Source organism: Pseudalkalibacillus hwajinpoensis (genome assembly GCF_039851965.1).
Taxonomy (GTDB): Bacteria; Bacillota; Bacilli; order Bacillales; family Guptibacillaceae; genus Guptibacillus; species Guptibacillus hwajinpoensis_E.
In genome coordinates this window covers 1,006,476-1,028,016 of record NZ_CP156674.1, presented here as the reverse complement: position 1 = coordinate 1,028,016, position 21,541 = coordinate 1,006,476, and the positions used below count along the sequence as shown (strand labels likewise).

Here is a 21,541-nt window from a genome sequence, read left to right as displayed (position 1 = left end):
GGGGATGAAGAAGCAATTGATATCGGGGTTGGCTGCTATAGGGCTCTTAGCTGCGCCAATGACAGGTTCAGCAGAGGCGAATTGGCAGAATGTAAATTGGAATGAGACGTTACAGGAGGAAGACGGAAGTTTATTTAATAGTGAGAACTATGATTTTGTGAAGTATTCAGAAGTGGATGATAAGCTTCAAGAGATTGAAAAGAATAGCAATCGGATTACCGTTGAGACACCTGCGAAGTCTTCTGAGGGACAGGATCTCTATGTAGTAACGATTTCTGATCCATCTGCGAAAGGGAAATATGGCTATCAGCAGGCGTTGAGGAAAAAGATGTTTAAAAGTCCAGATAAAGCAGAGGATTTTATCGAGAAACATCCGGATTTTAAGGTGCCAGTAATGATCAACGCGTCGATTCATGGTACGGAATTTGTCGGTTCAGATGCAGCACTACAGTTGATTGAACGTTTCGCTACGGCAGATGATGCGAAAACGAAGGAACTCTTGGAAAATCACATCCTTATATTTAATGTAGTCGCAAATCCCGATGGCCGAATCGATGCGACACGTTTTAATGGAAATGGCATCGATCTGAATCGTGATTTCATTACACAGTCCCAGGTTGAAACAAAACATACGGTTGAATTGATCAAGGAATGGAATCCGATGGTGTTTCTGGATTTGCACGGTTATGTGAAAGCATATGGTGGCGCAGATCATCCAGGGTTAATTGAACCATGTACACCACCTCATAATCCGAATTATGAATACGATCTATTCTCCAACTGGGCGCTGGATCAAGCAGAATCAATGGAAAATAATGTTATTGAACATCGGGATGAATACGATAATACGAATATAGATGCATCAGGAGTTAACTATCAAACTATGACAGGTACATATATTCCTCAGCGTGACGATGAAGCAGGCTGGGATGATTATCCACCGATTTTCACACCGATGTATGCCATGTACCACGGAGCATATGGGTACACGCTTGAAGCTCCGACAAACGATTGGGATGGAGTGAAATGGCATTATGACGCGGTGATGGGTGCGCTTGAATTTTCGAATGAGAATAAGGAAGAAATGATCAAGGATCAAATCGAAGTGTTTAAGCGTGGCATCCAGTTTGATCATCCGTATCACACAGAGGGATTTTTCCCGAAGGCGTACATTTTACCAGTAGATGAAACGGATCCTACTGCAACGGAAAAAGCGGTTGAGCACTTGATGTTTAATGACATTAGTGTTTCAGAGGCTAAGAAAGATTTTAAATATGATGGTAAGGCGTATCCTGCAGGCACCTATATCGTGGATATGAGTCAGGCAAAAGCTGGCCTTGCCAATACGATGCTGTGGGATGGGGAGGATATCACGGACATTACCCCGTCTATGTATGATATTTCTGCCTGGAATCTTCCTGAGCTATGGGGATTTGAAGCGATTGAGGTAGATGCAAAAAGCAATTTGACTGTGAAAACATCTGATGTGAAAAAAGTCTTAACAGATGGCGAATTAGTAGGAGGTGGTCCTTACCTGATTCCGAACTCCTCCGTTGAAGCAGTCAACCTTGCAAATACGCTAATGAAAAATGGATTTGATGTGACGTGGGGAGCGGATGATCAGTTTATTGTTAACTCAGCATCAATTCCTGAATTGAAAAAGCTTGTGAAGGCTTCTGGCATTACCGTTGTTTCAGGGGAGGGAACAGAAGGGAAGCCACTTGATTCTCAGAAAGTGACAATCTTAGAAGATGGTGGGATGAACAAATCACAGTCGCATTCGGGTACACGGTTAGCGCTTGAGCGATTGGGCTTTACTGTTGAAGAGATCACGCCAGTGGAGCTGGCAGAGAATGGTCTTCAGGATACAGATGCTTTCTTCTATAGTGGAACGTCTCGCCTGATTTCTTACACCAATTCACGTGCGAATGCGGAGTTTGGACTTGAAAGTGAAAGTCAGTATCATGCATTCAAGGAAAACATCCAATCATTTGTTGAAAGGGGAGGCAAGTACATTGCAGTAGGAGCTGGAGCTTCCGATGCTACGAAAAAGCTTGGGTTAACTGATGTGACAGTTAATAAAGGCTATTCAAACAGCAATGGAATTGTGAGAGTAGACTATGGGGATACATCATTAACGTCAGGCTATGAAGCAACTGACTTCGGTTTCGTTTACCAGCCTGTTTGGTACTCTAATGTAGATGGTGTAGATGTTCATGCTTCATTTGATGATGAGGAGGATTTCTTTGTAGCAGGCCACTGGGAAAATCGTGATGGTGCAGCAGGACAGCCTGTGATTGTGAAAGAGCAGGATCAGGATGTCACGTTAATTGGAATTGAAGCAGGGTTCCGAGATCATACGGATTACTTGTTCCGACTACTTTCGAATGCGGTGTTTAGTGAATAAAAGGGAAAGAGCTGAGCGGGGTCAGACCCCTCTCTGACCCCGCTATAGCGGTAAAGAAATCGTCACAGTTGTTCCTTCACCCACAGTGCTATCAAAATGAATCGTTCCATTGTGTTCATGAATAATCTTATAGCAGACAACAAGACCGAGTCCTGTGCCTGTATCTTTGTTTGAAAAGAATGGCTCCCCGAGGCGCTCGAGTCTTTCTTCTGGAATCCCAACCCCCTTGTCGGCAATTTTGATAATCTGATGTTTGCTTGAGTGGTGAGTAGTGATGGCAATATCGCCACCGTCTGGCATCGATTCGGGCGTTCTTGATGATGTTCATTATCACCTGTGTAATCTGGTTTTTCTCAACGTACATTGTCTGAAATAGGGTATGAAATGTAGCATAAAAATCCACTTTTTTAAGTAGAGCTTCTGGCTCCATGAGTGATAGCACATTGCGAATGAGCGCGATGATATTCAGTTCTTGGTAGGTAACAGCCTGAGGTCTTGCAAGTGATAGAATTTCATTAATGATTGATTCGATCCGCTCCATTTCAGACAGCATGAGTTGCAGTATGTCATCATTGATTCGGTTCTTGTAAACTAGTTGTTAATGGATTTCTTACTTCGTGTGCTACCGCAGCTGAGAGTTGCCCTATTGCTGAGAGTTTCTCTGAGCGAAGGAGCAATTCGTCGGTTTTTTTACGGTCTTGAATATCTCGGGTAATGGCTAACATGGCTGTAATGTTTCCTTCATGATCTTTAATGGGTGAATAGGTGATGCTTACATCGATTAATGATCCATCTTTTCGCTTGCGAATGGTTTCGAAATCGACCACACCTTCTCCTCGCATTACTTTGCTAATCATTTTTTCAGCTTCTGCTTTGTTGTCCTCAGGGTACACATTCATCAAGTTTGTAATCATGTCACCATCGTTGTAGCCATGTAACCGCTGGAAGGCAGGGTTTACTTTAATGATTTTTTGATTCAAGTTACTTACAGATATCGCATCAGCATTGTTGGTGAAAATTGATTCAATCAGCTCCTTTGTCGAAACGAGTTCTTTTTCTACTTTTTTAAGCATGGAGATGTCTCTTCCGATGGAAATTATATATTTCCGGTTACCATTAAGCTTGAAGGTTGGGGCTTTGATAATTTCATACGTTACTTCCTCACCATTCGTCTTTTAATCTTGTGCTCATATTCAATTTTCGATTTCATTTCCCATGCTACTTGATCTGTTTTGGCACTATTAAGCAGAAGTTGATTAGTGCCATTATGGTAACAATTTAGTTGTTCACAGGTTTTCCCGACATATTGTTTATCTCCAATTTTGAAGATGGACTTAGCGTATTCGTTCATCTCAATAATTCGACCATTTCCATCTTTAAAAACCACAAATTCAGGGATGGAATCAATAAGGGATTGTAATTGAGCTGCCTGTTCCAATGTTTCAAGTTGGGACTTTTTATAATCAGAAATGTCCTTAATGATTTTATAGGCACCACGGAATGCACCATCAATTTTAATTGGAATGGTTTTGATTTTGAAGATGAATAGTATGACCATTTCGGTGAGAGGCGTCAATTTCGTAAATTTTCGGGCGTCCATTCAATGCAGATGTGAACTGATGTCGAACAGTTTCCGCGGATTCTAACGATATCACTTCGTTTCCTGGTCGTAAGTTCTTCAAGAGAATACCCCAACATTCTTCTTAGCGCTTTATTAATGGATGTCACATTCAGGTGCTCATCGATGCAGGCAATGCCATCAAGAAGAGTTGTAGCGCTGACGTTGTTCTTCGGAAGGCATGCTCTTATCCTGTAACTCGTCTTTCTTGTAGTGAGGCATATGAGGAGTTCCTTCATTATCTAAAAACATGATAAAAGCATGATGTTGATCCATTCGTGAGAAGCGGATAGTTTCATTAGTTTGAGAGAGCTTGGAGTCTGCAAATTGACCGGGATGTAAGGTGAAAACATGAGTGAGATACTGGTGGATCTGTTTTTCCTCTATGGATAACAAATTGTCAAATAGACTACTAGATTCAGTTTCCATTTGTACTGAAAGCCTTGATGCTGCCTTCGGGTTGCAGTGGATCAGGATGGATCCACTCGCTCCAAGCAATTTAGAGTTTTTCATCACAGGACGTAATGATGAGCGTAGACGAAAGTATGGAAAGGAGCGGTATTACCTTGGCTTTAAGGTGTATGACGATGTGATACAGGCCGGGCAGGAGAGCGGTGAGTTTAGCAGGAAGTACTCGAGCGCTACTATTGCTCGTTCGATTGTTTCTTTCATTGATGGACTTGCGCTTGATCATGCGATCCTTCCAGAAGAAGATATTCACCTGAAGGAGCAATCGATTCTATTTGTGGAGTATTTGAAGATGGCGCTTGAGGTGGAGTAGAAACATATTTATCCTAACTTCTAACGTATTGATGTTCTGAAATTGGAAACATTAGTAGGATAGAGGAGGTCATGTGCCGTGTCAAAAGATAAATGTATTCTCTATTTCATTTGGATTGTTACAGGTGTACTTCTATATAAATTTATACCGAGAAATAAACTGAGACAGGGAATTCTGGTCATGTTCTCTAAGCAATGTATATCATGGTTTTTTGGGCTTCTTGTTGTTGAAAAAGGGTTAATCAAATATCCTGTTCGGTTATTTAAGAAATCAAATAAAATGAGCTTCACTTTTGAATACTTTATCTATCCTGCTTTTTGTGCGATATTTAATTTGAATTATCCAGAGAACCGCAACAAATTCATTAAATTCGTTTATTACCTTTTTCATGTAGGGTTAATCACATGTGGTGAGGTGTTAGCGGAAAGGTACACAAATATTATTAAATATGTTAAATGGAAATGGTATTGGAGCTTCTTGACACTTGGAATGACGAATTACCTTTCAAGACTATTCTATAAATGGTTTTTTAAAGATGAATTTGAGGCGGAACCACCTAATTGAAGAGAATTTTTTGAAAAGGCTTCTAAACTATAGAAGTCTTTTTGTGTTAGCGCAAATTAGTGCCGAGACACAACCAATAATAAAATGACAGACTTATATTGATCCCCATCGTATGATATCTTTCTTAATATCCAAATGAAACGAGTGAAGGGTGTTAATATGGGCAAAAAAATTAAGCTTGAGCTTCCGAAAATACCCCCAGTATTAGAAGAGGGGAGTTTTCGCAATATTTATCGTGACGAAGATCTTCATTTAATGAATTGTAAGATTACGGGTGAAGGTGTAGATGACGTAGAGCTGGATCAAGTCGTTCTATCGAAAGTGGTTTTTAAAAATGTGACGTTTACGAATGCTTTGTTCAATCGGGTCGATATGATCGATGTGATTTTTGAAAATTGTAATCTTTCGAATGCAAGTTTTAAAGAAGGTATTATTCATCGTGTCACATTTAAAGACTGCAAGTTAATGGGGACTGATTTTTCTGAGGCGAATTTGGGGAATGTATCGTTCATTAATTGCATGGGAAATTTAAGTAGCTTTGTGGATGCTCGTCTTAAGCAGGTAGTGTTTAAAGAGACATCGTTACAGAGTGCGAACTATCACGACTGCATGTTTACCAAGGCGACGTTTTCTAAATGTAATCTTAACGATGTGAATTTTGCACAAACGCTACTAAAGGGAGTCGATATTAGTACGTGTACATTCGAGCGGATCCATGTTGCGCTTGATAGTCTGGACGGGTGTGAAGTTTCAGCTGAACAAGCGATTGGGTTTGCGAAGTTGTTGGGGTTGAAGGTAGTTGAATGATAGAGAGGAGAGGATGGGGGTCAGACACGTGTCTGACCCCCATCCTCTCCTCTTTAAAGGAATAAATCAGGTGATGTTATCAAATAATGAATGAGATCTCTTCGATGAAGTAAATAAGGTTTCATCTTTAAAAACCGTTAAATTAAAGAGGGGTAATTGATGTTGGAAACAATAAAAGAGACCTTGATGATTTATGGAAGAATTATTACATTTTACCTTTGTTATTGATCGTTACTATTTTCATGGGAAAGCGATCAATTGGAGAATTACCTGTGTTTGATTTTTTGATTATAATTACGTTAGGAGCGGTTGTGGGAGCAGATATTGCTGATCCTAAAATTGAACATATCCATACCGCTACCACTGTCATTGCAATGGGAGAATTTCAACGAATCATTTCTAGTATAGTACTTAAAAAGCGCAAGGTAGGTAAATTAATTACTTTTGAACCAACAGCGGTGATGAAAAATGGTACATTCCTTGTCGGTTATATAAAAAGCATTCGTTATTCAATAGACAATATACTTCAAATGTTACGTGAAAAGGATATCTTTGATGTAAGTGAAGTAGAACTTGCGATAGTAAAAGCAAACGGAAACTTATCTGTATTTAGACAAACAAATAAAAATTACGTTACTAAAGAAGAGTTAGGGATTCAATCTAAATCTGGCGGAATTGCGTATCCAGTCGTAAGTGAAGGGAAGATTTATAGTGAGGTACTTGCTGACTTAGGATTAAGTGAGAGTTGGTTAAAAACTAAATTCGCAGAAAAAGGTGTAATGAAGTTAAATAGTATCTTCTTCGCATCCATAAATGAGAATCAAGAAATCCACTTGTCTGACCCCCCTTAAATTTAAGTAGGTGAATATTCCTTTTTCTAGAAGTAGTTACAAATAAAACGTATAATGGGAGATTAAAGATGATTGAAACGACATGCTTTTTCTGTAAGGAAAAATATAGCATAGGTCCATCTGATTCACAGTATCGAAAAATAAAACAGAATCCAGGCTCGAGTTATGTTTGCAAGGAATGTAATCAAACCATGCAGAGAGATGCGCAGAGAAGTACAGGATTACATCCTGATCAAATTGACAAGTATGATAAGTTTTTTGGATAAATGTTATAGAGAGGAGCATTTGAGAAATGAAGAAAGCAATGAAGGTCTTTCCATTGCTGATACTTTCTATTCTAATTGGCTGTACTGGAAATGAAAGTGTCAATGATAAAGGAGATAACCTCAGTAAAGAGCCAGTTAAAGAAGCGAATAAAGCCGAAGGCAGTCAAACCTTTGAATCTGAATCTTACTCGATGCTTGGTGAAGAAGGAAGGATCGGCTTTATATATGGATCTAACACGCGATTCAAAGCGGGTGAGCAAAACAAATACATGTAGCATTTGTGGGGAGAGGAAGAAGAGCTGGATGGACCATTTGAAGTTGTAGCGATAAATAAAGAAACAGGTGAAGAAATAATAGTTGTTGAAGAGAGAGAATTAGCCGGGGCGAATAATGGCGCAGATGCTCATATACCTTCACAAATGGGTCTCCCTTCTAGTGGCATCTGGCAGATGAAAGCTTTTGTAGGTGGGGAATTATTTGGAACGGTTGTAGTAGAGGTAGGGTGAGTAAACGCTTAAACACTTTTGAATCATTTTGAAAAAGGATGGAACTGATGAAAATCAAATCATTCAATGGTTGAAGGAATGATGAAAGTTAATCATTCTGTTGGGTGGGTAAACCATACCACTGAAAAGATCACTGCGATCTATGAAACTAGTAATGGTATTGCGATCGTAAAAAGGTAAAATAGAAATGGCTAGATATTTAAGTAATCTAAGTGATGAATATGTAGACTGAGCCGAGGTTCTTCATAAAGATAAGACTAAATTGGAGGGTTTTATGGAAATTCGAAACATCAAACAATCAGACTACTATGTCATATCCCCCCTAATTAACAAGTGGTGGAATGGAAGACAAATGACGGATATGTTGCCTAAATTGTTCTTTGATCACTTTACAAATACGAGTTTCATTGCAGAAAAGGACGGGGAGATTATAGGCTTTCTGGTTGGTTTCTTATCACAAACTCATCTTCAAGAAGGGTATATTCATTTTGCTGGTGTTCACCCGGCACACAGGGGGTGCAACATCGGAAAACAGCTCTATCATGAGTTTTTCAAGACGGTTAAGGTATATGGTCGCAGTTTGGTTAGGTGTGTGACGTCTCCTGTCAATAAAACATCAATTGCTTATCACATCAGGATGGGATTTGAAATCGAGGGTGGTAATCGTGTGGTTAATGGAATTGCGGTTCACTCGAACTATGACGGGCCAGAGCGAGAGCGGGTTGTCTTTGTAAAGAGATTGAACTGAATATCTAGTTGATATTTGAAGATACATAAGGCCATATAAGGGGGTCAGACACGTGTCTGACCCCCTCCTACCTTTCATTTTCTTTTCCTTCCAATCAAAAGCGAAACCTGTGCCATTGTAAACGGCAGTGAGGATTTTTTTCGATACGCCAGGTATTTCTGTTCCCAGGTATGAGCATATTTCCCTTTGAATTTCCTTAGGCCCTGGAAATGATAGAAAACGTGACCGTGGAGGAAAATTTGGGAAGCAATTCGTTCACTTAAAAAAGAAAATTTGGATCGCCCTACGTTAGAAAGTGGGGCCATTCCTAAATTAAAGTTCGTATAGCCTTCTTCTTTCGCCCATTCGAATAAGGAGAGAAAAATAAAGTCCATTGTTCCAGACGGGGCACATTGTTTGAAACGCATTAAATCGACAGAAACTGTCTCATTCTGATCATAGACTGGCATCAGACTTGTAAAAGCGATAATATCTGTACCGTTTTCTTTCATAATGGAAATCTCTGACTTATTCAGGTAATCTTCATCAAAGAAACCTAACGAATACCCTTTTTCTTTTCTTCCATGAAGCCATTCGTCTGATACTTCCTTTAATTTATTTAGCAGCTCATCACTATGGGGTGGTTTTACGATTTCAAAAAGAAAATTCTCGCGTTCAAATTTATTTTTAACTGCTCTTAACCCTTTCATTTTCTTTCCGGAAAGGGTGAAGCGATCCAAGACAACAAATGCCTCCTCACCAAGCTTAAAAAAGCCAAAGCCGTTTTCATGAAGGGTTGGAAGCAAGGTGTTACTAACTTCATAGAAAACTGGCGAATATCCGTGAAGATCTGCCATTTGCTGAAACTCTTCTATGGCAAGAGGGAACTCTTCTTTCTCACCGATGGGATCTCCAAGAACTACGAGCTTATCTGCTGATTTTTGAAAACAAAATAGAACATTGCTTTTGGAATTCCAGAACACATATTTATCATGTAAAAAAATTAAGTGTGTTAAGGTATTTCCTCCATATGTCATGAGGTGATCTAGAATCTTTTCCTCTTGATTCCTTGAAGATTCCATCACCCATTTATTTGGTTTCACAACGAAATACCCAATTGCAAAAACAAGTAAGGCGATCATTAAACCAATGAATGCACTATAGAACAAATTATGATAATCGGTAATAATGTAAGGCATGACCCGTGATGGTATTGTGCCCTTTGTTGAAGGTAGACTTAAATAGCCAATCAACACGTACATGAATGTTATGAGTAAGATTAATATTCCATCAAAGAACATCTTACTCCACGTTACTACATAGCTTTCTCGGTAGAAGCGAGACTTTGACATTCCAAGGATAAAGGCAACGATCAGTAAAAAGATGGCTTCCTCATAGTCAATTCCTTTGGAAAATGTGAAGAATGCTGCAGAAAACAAGACGACAATGGTTATTAGATAAGCCCGCTTTACTTTATATTCAATCCCTCTCGATAACCCGAGCAAGGCGAAACCAGCCGCAACAGAAAGCTGGTGAGATAAATTTGCCATAACAGGAGTTGTAAGAACGTGCTCAAGAACTTTTAACCTGTCTATTATTCCAGGCAAGGCGGCAGATAAAAGTAAAATCAGCCCTGACGCAAATACTAATACGGTTAATAAAACGTGGCTGAATCTCTGAATCAGCGCCATCGGTAAGTTATCCCAGGATGCATTCCACTTTTCCCAATAATCTCTTATGAATAAGATCGTAGCTAATAAGAAAGGGAAGAACAGATAGCCGATCCGATATAAAATTAGCAGGAAAAGGACTTTCTCATCCTCAATACCTGCATACTGTGTTCCCCAAATAAAGACAAGGTCAAATGAACCAAGACCGCCTGGGATCATACTGACAATTCCTGCACATGAAGCCACAATAAAAATGGGCAAGAGGTCGTTAAAGGAAATGTTAACCTCTAATACTAGGGAGAGTAACCAGATAGCAAGAAAAGCGGATGTCCATTCAAGTAAAGAGACAACAATAAGCTGGAACCTGGTTTGCAAATTAATAGAGCGAGTAGAGTTTTTGTGGTTTTTAATAAAGAAAACCAGCAAGAGAACGGGAAAATAAAGACCTACCGCTGTTACAGTCACATAAAGCCATGAAATATTCACTAAAAGAGGTGTATGTCTGTAAGCTGCCAGTGTAATCAGAGCAAGGAGTGAAATCCCTGTCAGATAAAAGAAAGAAACGTTGGTGATTGTTTTAGATAATCTCCGCTTATCACGTTCATACGCTTTATAGAAGTACTTTCTTAGCACCCCACTGATTAAACCACCAGATCCTAAAAGATTTGAGAAAGAATTGACAATAAACGACTGCTTGATTAGTTGTTTTGCTGGAAAGGCTCTTTGTAATATTTTTAAGATGATTGAGTCATACAAGAACATCGGGCTAACCGCACCCATCGTGATTACGAGCACAATGAGCAGCTTAACAACATTAAACTGACCGACTTCATTGCGGAGCATGCTAACATCAATGTCACCCATAAAATCATTAATCCCAATCGCCGCCAGCGCAAAAAGAATAACCGGCAAAAAGATTTTCAAATATTGAAAAACATATTGTTCAATAATCGTTTTCATAATCATCTCCTAACAGGGGGGTCAGGCACGTGTCTGACCCCCTTATTAGATTTTACAATATTATTGGAGAGAACATTCGATAAATAATAAATCTATCAGATGGTTTTATGGAAAGAGTATGCTCAACATTAAATAAAGCGACCTCATGAGGTCGCTTTATTTAACAGCATGTCGCACAACAGGAGTTTGAGTTCGTTGTTGTAACTTTTGAAACCAAACGATGCTTTAACGTTCTAATATGACTTGTGATGTTAGCGTTTCCAGTTTCATATTTCCAGGCATGAAGGTTCACATGTTCTACCTTTCGTCTATGATCGTTCACCATCGCTTCAAAGAGAGAGTGATTCATGATCTTCAGCTCCTTCATTTTTTGTAGAGCAGCACGGACTATTTTTATCTGGTGAGTTCTCAACATCCTGTTTAGTATAGAAGAATTCCCATTCGTTTCCATCAGGATCGGTAAGCCAAAATTTATCCTGCATAGCATAACAACAATTGGTGTTCATTTCTTCTCTTGCGAAGAAGCCAAGCTTTTCAAGTCGGTCCTTATGTCTCAATACTTCCTCAAGACTGTCGACCTGAACCCCAAAGTGACTGACCTGGTTGCCTTTGACCTCATTCTTAGCATTCAACGTGAAGTTTAATGCTAATTGCTCGGGTAAGAATTTTGCATAATCGTTTTTCACTTTGACTGGTTGACCGTTGAAAACCTTAGAGTAAAATGCAATAGAAGCAGTTAAATCAGTAACGTTAAGACCGATATGTGTTCTCATCATGTGAACCACTCCTTAATCAATTTTTTTTGATGTATTAGTTAAAAAAATTAACAGCAATCATTCGTACGGAACATGCAACAGAGCTCTTCAGATAATAAGTGATTAACTTCTTTCTGATTCAATTTGTAATAACTCCATGTACCGCGGGTTTCCTTTGTAATTAAATTAGCATCCATTAAGATTTTTAGGTGATACGAAAGCTTGGATTGAGATAAGGTTAGTTTGTCGGTAAGGTCACAAACACAAAGTTCTCCAGCTTGTGTGAGTTCATACATAATGTGAAGTCTTTTATGATCTGAGAGGGCTTTAAACTTCTTTTCATATGCTTTAAATGTTTGCTCGAGTTGTTGGTCAAACAATGGAAGATCGAGAGCCATTGGATTCACCTTCTTTTCATCAAATTATTTTGATTAATCATAGTATATGTGAGAAATTAAAAAAATGCAATCGTTTCATCAAAACACTTTGATTAATAACTTCTTTATAATTTTGATGTTTAGGAACGGTTATAAGAAACAAGGATAGTTAAAACGTCTATAACAAGTAGCCAGCGGGTTTTAATATGAGTTGTGTTAGTCGTGAAACTACGGCAAGACGTACTGAATCCTCCTTCTACTTATTTTTATAGTGGGCTGTGCTCGGCGTTCTTCTGATTGGCTACATTATTAGCGAATGGATTCATATTCCTGTTTCGATCATTGCTGGTGTTGTCGCTATTCTCTTCTTACTCATGGCAAGACGTAGCGATGCGGTGGAAACGAAAAAAGTGATCAAGGGAGCGCCATGGGCAATTGTGTTCTTCTCAATTGGGATGTACGTGGTCGTTTATGGTCTTCGGAATGTAGGGCTAACAGATGTTCTTTCTGATGTCGTTCAAGGAGCTGCAGAGCAGGGGCTGTTTGTCGCTACGATTTCCATGGGCTTTATTGCAGCAATTCTTTCATCCATTATGAACAATATGCCAACAGTTATGATTGATGCACTGGCCATTGAAGCAACTAATACGTCAGGTACAATTCGTGAAGCGCTGATCTATGCCAACATCATTGGATCAGACCTTGGTCCGAAAATCACACCAATTGGTTCACTTGCGACGCTATTATGGCTGCATGTTCTTTCACTAAAAGGTGTGAAAATTTCCTGGGGTTATTATTTTAAAGTAGGAATTATCTTAACGATTCCAACGCTATTTATTACCCTTACAGGATTGTATATCTGGTTATTAATTATTTCGTAACGTTTCACCTAAAACCAACACAAAAAGGAGTTTTACATCATGTCAAAAAAAACCCGTTATCTATTTCCTGTGTACTGGAAACTCTTGCCGAAGCCAGATGGCTGAAGGATTGGGAAAAAAATACCTTGGTGATCAGTATGATGTTCATTCTGCTGGAATTGAAGCTCATGGATTGAATCCAAATGCGGTTAAAGCGATGAACGAAGTCGAAATTGACATTACAAATCAAACGTCAGATGTGATTGATTCTGAGCTATTAAACAACGCTGATTTCGTTGTAACACTTTGCGGGGATGCGAATGATAAATGCCCAATGACACCACCACATGTGAAACGCGACCACTGGGGATTTGACGACCCGGCTAAAGCGGAAGGAACAGAGGTTGCTGCTGAAGGTAAATAATTTGTGCGATGAAAGCCGAGATGATTCTCGGCTTTTTTGAATGGAATGAAACAGAATGAACGGAGCTACTAACCGTATAAAAAGGAAATAGAAAGCATAACGTTATACTGTACAGTTTACACATTTTAACTTAGAATGAGTATGAGGTGATTGATCTTGGGGTGTTGTTAAGAATAGGCGAGTTAGCTGAAGTAAGTCATGTATCGAAACGCACAATTGATTATTATACAAAAATGGGTTTATTGCAGTGTGAGCGATCCGATACGAATTATCGCTTCTATGGGAAAGATGCAATTGAGGATATTAAATTCATTGAACAATGTAAAGAAATGCAAATGACTTTAAAACAAATACAGCAACGGCTAGTGGTAAAGAAGTCTAGCCAGGTTGATACAGAAATGATCAGTAATCAGGTGAAACAAGTAATGGATAAAATGGAGTATTTGGGGGCTGAATTGAAGGACATTCACGCAAGCGTTGAGAAATTAGACGAAGCAACCCAGATGAAGATTAAGAAAAATCTTTCGCCTCAGACTGTAGCACTTATTCAATCGTTACTTCTTTACTCGACTTGATCTGTCCAGGATCAAAAATGCAATTATAATAGGTAACTATAAACAATAACTCAGGAGAGTGAAATTTTTTGAATGACATACCACTGGATTCGATTCTTTTATTAGGTTCCTTAATTCTTTTATCTGCTTTTTTTTCATCAGCTGAAACCGCATATTCAAGTGTCAACAAGATTAGGCTGAGAAATTTTGCAGATGAAGGAAGACGTGGAAGTAAAAGAGCTTTAGCCATTGCCGACAACTTTGATAAAGCATTATCAACGATTCTCATCGGAAACAATATAGTCAATATTGCTGCTGCTAGTATTTCAGCTGCCTTAGCCACTGATTTATTTGGCGGAAACACCGGCCTGGTTATTAGCACGGTTGTCATGACTATATTAATCTTGATCTTTGGTGAAATACTTCCTAAATCGTTAGCAAAGGAACATGCAGAGTCTTATTCATTAATGATCGCTACTGTGTTATATGTTTTAATCAAACTGCTTGCACCCGTTAATTTCTTTTTTGTTAAATTGAAGGTATTGGTATCAAGTCTTTTTGCGAAAAACAGTACACTACCATCAGTTACAGAAGAAGAATTAAAGGTCATGTTAGACATTAGTGAAGAAGAGGGCGTAATCGATAAAGAAGAAAGAGATCTCATTCATCGCTCGATGGATTTCGATGATACGCTTGCAGGCGAGGTATTGACACCGCGAATTGATGTAGTGGCGATTGATATCGATCAATCAGTTGAAGAAATTAAAGAGATATTCTTTGAAGAGAGATTCTCAAGAATACCTGTGTATCAAGATAGTATTGATAATATTATTGGGATATTAACGGAGAAAGAATTTTTTACACACTTGATAAAGTATCAAAAGGTTGATATTAAAGAGCTAATTAGAGAACCGTTGTTTGTGGTAGAGTCAATGAAGATTTCCACGCTGTTACCAAAATTACAAAAGGAAAAGGTCCATATGGCGATCGTCCTGGATGAATTCGGTGGTACTTCGGGATTAGTGACATTAGAAGACGTACTAGAAGAGATTGTCGGGGAAATCTGGGATGAACAAGATGAGAAATTCAGTACCATGTCACAAATCTCTGATAGCAATTATCGTTTTGATGCTCAATATCAGCTAGATGATTTCTTTGATTTAATGAATGCCACCACCCCTGATAGTTCTTATCACACGTTAGGTGGATGGGTGATTGAAAGCCTCGGGACGGTTCCTACCAACGGGGATTCCTTTCATTATGAAAATCTTAAAATAATCGTCGAGCAGGTTGAAGAGCGTCGTGTGAGAAAAATACAGGTGGAAGTGCTTGCCAAGGATCAAACTCTTGAAGATGTGATGGTAAGAGTCTAGTATTGAGAATCCATCAAGTGAAACTTCCATCAGAGGGGGTTTTACTGCCCATTAAGGGTTGAGATCAAAACTTTTAAATATCACATAATGAATCAATAAGAGCAGCTGATACTAATGGCTGCTCCTTCTTATGGGGGAAGTTATGGATAACTGGAGAAGGCGAATCAAACATCTTTATCAATTTTTCGTCGACCGTCCCTACTCACCGCAATTTCTTATTGGCAACCAGTATGAAGTTATACGTGTCATTGGAATGGGGAGTTACGGAATTACCTATCTCTGTGAAAACAAGCAAACTAGAGGTATGTGTGTATTAAAACAAATGCGCCCAAGTAAACTCAAAAACAGAGAAACTTCTTCATCCTATCAAATTGAGGCAGAGATGCTTGCTTCTTTAGAGCACGATGGAATCCCTAAGCTACGTGATGCATTCCATTTTAAGAATAATCAGTTCTTAGTGATGGACTACATTGAGGGTATTAACCTTGAAGATCTACTTTTCGATAAACACTATCGATTCAATGAACTGGAATCCCTTGAGTTTCTTGATTATTTGGTTGATATAATTGCTTATTTACATACGCAAAAGGTTAGTCATGGTGATATACGAATACCGAATGTGATGGTGAAAAACACTCAGCTTTATGTGATTGATTTTGGATTAGCGGTCTCAATGAAAAATAAGTCAGATCAGGAGGTGCTCGAGCTCATTCAAAAGGATTTATACGATCTTGGGGATTTTCTACTCTTTCTGCTCTACTCCTCTTACGATCAAATTAGTAGAAACGACAGTCCATGGACAGAAGAACTGACCATTCATTACTCAACGGAACAGTTGATAAAGCGACTTCTGCAGATTGAACCCGCATTTGAGAGTATATACCAGGTACGTGATCAACTTCATAAAATACTAATTGAGCACCATGCTTAATAACAAAACCAGCACCCGATCAATTGATCAGGTGCTGGTTTTGTTGTTAGCTACTACTTGAGCCTTTCCGTTTATAACGATGACTGCCTCCATAAGGCGAATGCTTACGCCCGCTTGAGCTGCTTTTTTTATAGTGCTTCCTTTTGTGGCTACTACCGCTGGATTTTTTGATTTGTTTTTCTACTCTTTTTAATATCTTTTTAAACATGATCCTTGGCCTCCTTTCAGTCTCAAATAGTGTCCATGCATTCAAGCAGAAAGATAGACTAGATTCACTATAGCTTATCACAGGGTATGAAGATTCACTAATTTTACAAAGTGATGGCAATCAAGTTCCATTTCCCGGTGTAACCGGATTTACATGTTTGTAACAATTATGAAAAGTTTAAGTCATTTATGTAATCGAAATTGATTCATGTTAAGGTTTGGTTAAGGGTCTTATAAAGATGGGATTAAAGGGGAAGGTCGTTTTGAAAAAATCAAAAAATACAAAGGGTAGTCATAAGAAAGTAACTGCGTTTCGATTAAATATGATGTTTTTTTGCGTCTTTTTCTTGTTTTCTATTCTTATATTAAGGATTGGAAGCATACAGATCGTAAATGGCGAGGAATACGAGAATAAGGCTACAGAAACTGAAGTGAAAGTCACGGAATCCACAGTTCCACGCGGGAAGATGTATGATCGAAACGAGAACTTGATTGTTGGAAATCAGCCTCAATATGCGCTTACGTATACTCGAGATAATTCAATTGCTCAAAATGAGTTATTAGAAACAGCAAAAGAATTGGCGAACTATATTGAAGTAGATGTGGAGGATTTAACGAAGGAAGAACTTAAGAAATACTGGTTGCAAACCAATACGAAAGAGGCAAATGCATTAATCACAGCAGATGAAAAAGAGAGATTAAGTGAAGAGGAAATTCAAAGCCTTAAGTTGAAACGACTAACGGATGAGCAGCTAAATCAACTTTCGTCAAAAGAAAAAGAAATCGTCGCAATTAAAAACCAAATGTTGTCCGGATATTTCTATTCTTCTGTCGTCATCAAGAAAGACTTAACGAACGATGAAATTGCTCGAGTTAGTGAACACCTTGGTTCCTTACCAGGCATACATGTAAAGGTTCTGGCAGAGCGAACTTACCCCTATGAAGATACATTTCGGGATATTCTAGGAAACACAGGACCAATCGCTAAAGAAAAATTATCAGAGTATGAGTCAATGGGATATGAAGCGACGGATAAGGTAGGGACCAGTTTTCTAGAAGAAGAGTATGAACCCTGGTTAAAAGGGATTAAGAGTAAAAAAATATTTTCAACTGACGATGCATCATCACCTGAATTGATTCCAGGGGAAAGAGGAAATGATCTCGTCTTATCAATTGACATTGCATTGCAAGAAAAAGCAAATGAGATATTGAAAAGGCAACTTCAAAATTCCGATATAGGAGCAACATCAGCCTATGCCGTTATGATGGATCCGAATACGGGTGAAATTCTAGCAATGGCAGGGCAAAAACAGCAGGATGGCAACTATATCAATCAGGCATACGGTAATGTATACAACGCTTATGAAATGGGATCAGCTGTTAAGGGGGCTTCCGTATTAACTGGGATGAATGAGGATGTTATTCAGCCGGGCTCCCGTTTCTATGATGAGCCTGTCCTAATCCCGGCCACACCTGAAAAGTCTTCTTACGTCAATATGGGTTTGATTGATGATCTAGAAGCCCTGGAACGTTCATCGAATGTGTATATGTTCAAAACGGCAATGGAACTTGCGGGCTATGAATATGAGCCGAATAAGGCTGGTATTCCATGGGATCGGGAAGCATATGATACGATCCGTAAGAATTTTGAACAGTTTGGTTTAGGGGTTAAAACTGGCATCGACCTACCGAGTGAGTCCAATGGCTATAATGGCGGTGTTAAGCGTCTTGGGAATCTCATGGATTTAATGATCGGTCAATTTGATACGTATACACCGCTTCAAATGGTTCAATATATCTCGACAATTGCGAATGATGGCAAGCGTTTAGAACCCCATTTATTGAAGCGAGTCCATGAGTCAACTAAAAAGGATAAACTCTCAAGCAGTGTGCTTTATCAGAATGTGCCTACCGTACTCAACCGACTCTCGGTGACAGAGGGTGAGATCGAACGAGTCCAGCGAGGGCTATACCTTGTGATGAATGGGGATCAAGGTACAGCTACAGATTATTTTGAAGATACCTCTTATGTACCTGCTGGGAAAACTGGAACGGCAGAGGTAGGAGATGGACAATATAATCTCTCGCTTGTCGGTTATGCTCCTTATAATAACCCGGAAGTGGCGTTTGCGGTTATTGTGCCGGGAGTGGAGAAAGAAGGAAGTATTAATAAGCACATTGGGCGAGATCTATTAGATGCTTACTTTCAAATGAAAGAGGAGAAATAATAACCATTACTGAAATGAATTTTGTCATGTAGGAGTAATTGATTTGATTAAACGTATGTTTCGCCATTATGATTACACAATGATTGTGGCAATGAGTGTATTGCTCATTGTTGGATTGCTTATGATTTATAGTGCAAGTTATTATGCTGCGTTAAGGTATGAAGTCCCAGCAAACTATTTCTTTCAACGCCAGCTGCTATCTGTCGCAATTGGCCTTGTAGCATTATTGGTCACGATGATGTTGCCATACAAACTTTATAAGATATTGCTTAAATACGTTATGATCGCAACTATAGTTCTGTTAAGTTTTGTTTTATTATATGGGGAAGTAACGAACAATGCTCAATCATGGATCAATGTGTTTGGGCTAGAATTTCAGCCTTCGGAAATAGCAAAAATTACTATTATTATTTACCTCTCGTCCGTGTTTTCAAAGAAACAGAGGTATATTTCGAGTTTTACCAGAGCAATCATTCCACCTCTGATGTTTGTATGTCTTATCGTGTTGCTAGTCCTTCTTCAACCTGACCTTGGAACAGCTGTCATTATTCTATGTTTGGCTGGGTTGATAACTATTTGCTCAGGAACGAGCTGGAAGAACATCTTATTCCTGATGAGTCTAGTTGGTATGGCTGGCTTATTTTCTAAATTTTTCTTAAGCGCTGAACAGCTTTCCAGGTTTGGTGCTGCTTATAATCCTTTTAAAAATCCAGAGGCCGGCTATCAAGTCATAAACTCTTATGTAGCGATTGCTTCCGGGGGCATCTGGGGCAGGGGATTTGGAATGAGTGCGCAAAAAATGGGTTATCTACCTGAGGCGCATACTGACTTTATTATGGCCATCGTAGCCGAAGAACTGGGCTTTTTCGGACTTCTGCTCATTATCGGCACGCTTTTCTATCTGGTTTATCGGGGATTGTTGCTTGGTATCCGCATGAAAGACAGCTTTGGCAGTCTGTTAGCGATAGGCATTTCATCGCTTATTGGCATTCAGGCATCAGTAAACCTTGGGGTTGTCACAGGCTTACTTCCCACGACAGGGATTCCATTTCCTTTTATTAGCTATGGTGGGTCATCTTTATTAACAGTCATGCTTGGGATGGGAATTCTTTTGAATGTATCTATGTTTCATAACATAAGAAAAGCAGGTGATTGAGGCTGAAGAAATAAAAATTTGCTCAATAAAGAAGACGGATTATTATGCCGTCTCGCTCTGAAAATTACTTTACGGATAGGCATATGAGCAAAAGGAGATAATGAGTTAAAAAGATTGTGGGGATAAGGCATGATTTTACCTATAAAGATTTTAACGCTATATCTCGTTACAATTGCGATTATGAGGTTAATGGGAAAGTCAACAATCGTCCAGATGACACCCTATGATTTAGTCGCTATTATCATCGTTGGCACTGTAGCATCTGAGCCTTTAATTAGTACAGAATTTTGGCCAACGATTTATGCCTTAGTGATTCTTGTAACGCTGCATATTCTATTTTCTAAGTTAACGCTATGGCAAATGGGAAACCATTTCTTTCTCGGAGAACCAACGATTCTTGTGAAGCACGGTGAAATTGTGGAAGACAATATTGAAAAATCCAGATTATCAGTCGCACAGCTTCTCTCCATTTTAAGAAGTAAAGGTTATCCTAAAATTGCTGATATTGATTATGCCATGCTTGAGCCAATTGGAGAAGTTAGTGTGATCCCAAAAGTTGGGAATACTCCTGTCACGGTACAGCATTTAGAGATATCCATAGATGACGAAGGATTGCCGATCTCGGTTGTGATTGATGGGAAAGTTCAATTGAAAAATCTTGAACTGCTAGGGAAAACGAGGGAATGGTTAATGGATCAACTTGAAGCGAATCATGTTCAAGTTAAGGACATTATTTATGCTTATGTGAATGAGAAAACGAAGAAGTTAAACATCAATAAAAGGTGCTGATTGAGCCTTGTACGAGTTGCTTTAGTGGTTCGAATGGGTGTTGCCTTACATAAAAAACAGGTATAGTTATATAAGAAATTGAAATGGGGGAGAATTATGGAAGCAGAGAAAATGAAATTGGTCAATGGTGTTTACGAGCTACTTATAGGTGCCTGGAATGATCGTAATGCAGAAGGGATGGCTCGTTTGTTTACAGAGGATGGAGAAATAATCGGATTTGATGGAAGTCACTCAGTTGGTCCACGGGAAATCCTAGCTCACTTAAGTCCGATTTTCAAAAATCATCCGACAGCTCCTTATCTATCAAAAGTAAAGGATGTTCGCTTCATAGGTAAAGATGTGGCTATCCTTAGAGCAATTGCGGGGATGATCCCGCCGGGTGAATCTGACATTAAACCAGAGGTGAATACTCACCACACGCTAATCGCTGTCAAGCATGCAGAAGGGTGGAAAATTGAATTGTTTCAAAATACACCCGCACAATTTCACGGAAGGCCAGAATTGGTTGAACAAATGACAAATGAATTGAGAGAATGGATGAATCGATAATGGGGCCGAATAATCGGCCTTATTTTTTGAGAAAGCAGATCTGGTTTTAGAAACATAATCATCAAATGGTATATGACAAAGCTGCATTTCAGCACCTGATCTTTTATTACATAAAATAAATTTAAACTTTAATTAATGATTTTCAATGATTAAGCGATGATTTGAAACAATAATCCTCAGA

General features: G+C 38.9%; 23 protein-coding genes and 3 pseudogenes. 17 read left to right on the top strand and 9 right to left on the bottom strand.

The window, feature by feature from the left end:
- Positions 1-4 precede the first annotated feature (4 nt).
- Entirely contained in the window at positions 5-2,407 is a 2,403-nt protein-coding gene (locus ABFG93_RS05245) for a M14 family zinc carboxypeptidase (RefSeq protein WP_347551236.1), read from the top strand.
- Between the two features lie 42 nt (positions 2,408-2,449).
- Here the strand turns inward: ABFG93_RS05245 and ABFG93_RS05240 are convergent, their stop codons facing one another.
- The 4 genes from ABFG93_RS05240 to ABFG93_RS23025 all read right to left on the bottom strand — a co-directional run bounded on the left by ABFG93_RS05240 (position 2,450) and on the right by ABFG93_RS23025 (position 4,264).
- On the bottom strand, positions 2,450-2,707 hold the full coding sequence (locus ABFG93_RS05240; RefSeq protein ID WP_347551234.1) for an ATP-binding protein: 258 nt from the start codon (positions 2,705-2,707) through the stop codon (positions 2,450-2,452).
- Positions 2,708-2,976: 269 nt separating this feature from the next.
- The gene (locus ABFG93_RS05235; protein WP_347551232.1) at positions 2,977-3,480 is read right to left on the bottom strand and encodes a PAS domain S-box protein; all 504 of its coding nucleotides are present in this window, start codon (positions 3,478-3,480) and stop codon (positions 2,977-2,979) included.
- An 80-nt stretch (positions 3,481-3,560) separates the two neighbouring features.
- Entirely contained in the window at positions 3,561-4,007 is a 447-nt protein-coding gene (locus ABFG93_RS05230) for a PAS domain-containing protein (protein ID WP_347551231.1), read from the bottom strand.
- Positions 3,980-4,264 carry a PAS domain-containing protein gene (locus tag ABFG93_RS23025; RefSeq protein WP_431522052.1) on the bottom strand — a complete coding sequence of 95 codons (285 nt, stop codon included), beginning with the start codon at positions 4,262-4,264 and terminating at the stop codon, positions 3,980-3,982. The genes ABFG93_RS05230 and ABFG93_RS23025 overlap by 28 nt, the downstream gene beginning before the upstream one ends.
- A gap of 116 nt (positions 4,265-4,380) precedes the next feature.
- Between ABFG93_RS23025 and ABFG93_RS05225 the strand changes: the two genes are divergently transcribed.
- The 7 genes and pseudogenes from ABFG93_RS05225 to ABFG93_RS05195 all read left to right on the top strand — a co-directional run bounded on the left by ABFG93_RS05225 (position 4,381) and on the right by ABFG93_RS05195 (position 8,548).
- On the top strand, positions 4,381-4,806 hold the full coding sequence (locus ABFG93_RS05225) for a hypothetical protein (protein ID WP_347551229.1): 426 nt from the start codon (positions 4,381-4,383) through the stop codon (positions 4,804-4,806).
- Between the two features lie 78 nt (positions 4,807-4,884).
- The gene (locus tag ABFG93_RS05220) at positions 4,885-5,370 is read left to right on the top strand and encodes a CBO0543 family protein (protein WP_347551228.1); all 486 of its coding nucleotides are present in this window, start codon (positions 4,885-4,887) and stop codon (positions 5,368-5,370) included.
- A gap of 159 nt (positions 5,371-5,529) precedes the next feature.
- Positions 5,530-6,177 carry a pentapeptide repeat-containing protein gene (locus ABFG93_RS05215; protein WP_347551226.1) on the top strand — a complete coding sequence of 216 codons (648 nt, stop codon included), beginning with the start codon at positions 5,530-5,532 and terminating at the stop codon, positions 6,175-6,177.
- A gap of 159 nt (positions 6,178-6,336) precedes the next feature.
- A pseudogene (locus tag ABFG93_RS05210) lies at positions 6,337-7,028 on the top strand (DUF421 domain-containing protein).
- A 292-nt stretch (positions 7,029-7,320) separates the two neighbouring features.
- On the top strand, positions 7,321-7,569 hold the full coding sequence (locus ABFG93_RS05205) for a hypothetical protein (protein ID WP_347551223.1): 249 nt from the start codon (positions 7,321-7,323) through the stop codon (positions 7,567-7,569).
- Positions 7,570-7,572: 3 nt separating this feature from the next.
- A complete protein-coding gene (locus tag ABFG93_RS05200; RefSeq protein ID WP_347551221.1) occupies positions 7,573-7,800 on the top strand; it encodes a hypothetical protein in 228 nt (75 codons plus the stop codon).
- A gap of 274 nt (positions 7,801-8,074) precedes the next feature.
- Positions 8,075-8,548, top strand: coding sequence for a GNAT family N-acetyltransferase (locus ABFG93_RS05195; protein WP_347551220.1), 474 nt, complete (start codon positions 8,075-8,077; stop codon positions 8,546-8,548).
- 74 nt (positions 8,549-8,622) lie between these two features.
- Here ABFG93_RS05195 and mprF read toward each other — a convergent pair whose 3' ends face one another.
- From mprF to ABFG93_RS05175, 4 genes are all read right to left on the bottom strand, one after another.
- A complete protein-coding gene (gene mprF, locus ABFG93_RS05190; protein WP_347551218.1) occupies positions 8,623-11,157 on the bottom strand; it encodes a bifunctional lysylphosphatidylglycerol flippase/synthetase MprF in 2,535 nt (844 codons plus the stop codon).
- A gap of 160 nt (positions 11,158-11,317) precedes the next feature.
- Positions 11,318-11,506, bottom strand: coding sequence for a hypothetical protein (locus tag ABFG93_RS05185; RefSeq protein WP_347551216.1), 189 nt, complete (start codon positions 11,504-11,506; stop codon positions 11,318-11,320).
- On the bottom strand, positions 11,487-11,933 hold the full coding sequence (locus ABFG93_RS05180) for an ArsI/CadI family heavy metal resistance metalloenzyme (protein WP_347551214.1): 447 nt from the start codon (positions 11,931-11,933) through the stop codon (positions 11,487-11,489). Before ABFG93_RS05180 ends, ABFG93_RS05185 begins: the two co-directional genes overlap by 20 nt.
- Before the next feature lie 47 nt (positions 11,934-11,980).
- Positions 11,981-12,310, bottom strand: coding sequence for an ArsR/SmtB family transcription factor (locus ABFG93_RS05175; RefSeq protein WP_347551212.1), 330 nt, complete (start codon positions 12,308-12,310; stop codon positions 11,981-11,983).
- Between the two features lie 251 nt (positions 12,311-12,561).
- On the opposite strand from ABFG93_RS05175, the pseudogene ABFG93_RS05170 reads away from it, so the two are divergent.
- From ABFG93_RS05170 to ABFG93_RS05150, 5 genes and pseudogenes are all read left to right on the top strand, one after another.
- Positions 12,562-13,170: pseudogene (locus ABFG93_RS05170) on the top strand (ArsB/NhaD family transporter); the annotation flags it as partial.
- Between the two features lie 97 nt (positions 13,171-13,267).
- Positions 13,268-13,552 (top strand): annotated as a pseudogene (locus ABFG93_RS05165) (arsenate reductase); the annotation flags it as partial.
- Positions 13,553-13,719: 167 nt separating this feature from the next.
- Entirely contained in the window at positions 13,720-14,148 is a 429-nt protein-coding gene (locus tag ABFG93_RS05160; protein WP_347551210.1) for a MerR family transcriptional regulator, read from the top strand.
- A gap of 68 nt (positions 14,149-14,216) precedes the next feature.
- Complete coding sequence (locus ABFG93_RS05155; protein ID WP_347551209.1) at positions 14,217-15,500, top strand: hemolysin family protein; 1,284 nt, start codon at positions 14,217-14,219, stop codon at positions 15,498-15,500.
- Between the two features lie 142 nt (positions 15,501-15,642).
- Positions 15,643-16,431, top strand: coding sequence for a serine/threonine protein kinase (locus ABFG93_RS05150; protein ID WP_347551207.1), 789 nt, complete (start codon positions 15,643-15,645; stop codon positions 16,429-16,431).
- Between the two features lie 46 nt (positions 16,432-16,477).
- Here the strand turns inward: ABFG93_RS05150 and ABFG93_RS05145 are convergent, their stop codons facing one another.
- Positions 16,478-16,639 (bottom strand): hypothetical protein, encoded by a 162-nt coding sequence (locus ABFG93_RS05145; RefSeq protein ID WP_347551205.1) that lies wholly within the window; start codon positions 16,637-16,639, stop codon positions 16,478-16,480.
- A gap of 262 nt (positions 16,640-16,901) precedes the next feature.
- Here ABFG93_RS05145 and ABFG93_RS05140 point away from each other — a divergent pair, with 262 nt between their 5' ends.
- The 4 genes from ABFG93_RS05140 to ABFG93_RS05125 all read left to right on the top strand — a co-directional run bounded on the left by ABFG93_RS05140 (position 16,902) and on the right by ABFG93_RS05125 (position 21,360).
- A complete protein-coding gene (locus ABFG93_RS05140; RefSeq protein WP_347551203.1) occupies positions 16,902-18,866 on the top strand; it encodes a peptidoglycan D,D-transpeptidase FtsI family protein in 1,965 nt (654 codons plus the stop codon).
- A gap of 43 nt (positions 18,867-18,909) precedes the next feature.
- Complete coding sequence (locus ABFG93_RS05135) at positions 18,910-20,022, top strand: FtsW/RodA/SpoVE family cell cycle protein (RefSeq protein ID WP_347551201.1); 1,113 nt, start codon at positions 18,910-18,912, stop codon at positions 20,020-20,022.
- Positions 20,023-20,151: 129 nt separating this feature from the next.
- A complete protein-coding gene (locus tag ABFG93_RS05130; RefSeq protein ID WP_347551199.1) occupies positions 20,152-20,811 on the top strand; it encodes a DUF421 domain-containing protein in 660 nt (219 codons plus the stop codon).
- A gap of 96 nt (positions 20,812-20,907) precedes the next feature.
- On the top strand, positions 20,908-21,360 hold the full coding sequence (locus tag ABFG93_RS05125; RefSeq protein ID WP_347551197.1) for an SgcJ/EcaC family oxidoreductase: 453 nt from the start codon (positions 20,908-20,910) through the stop codon (positions 21,358-21,360).
- Positions 21,361-21,541: the final 181 nt, after the last annotated feature.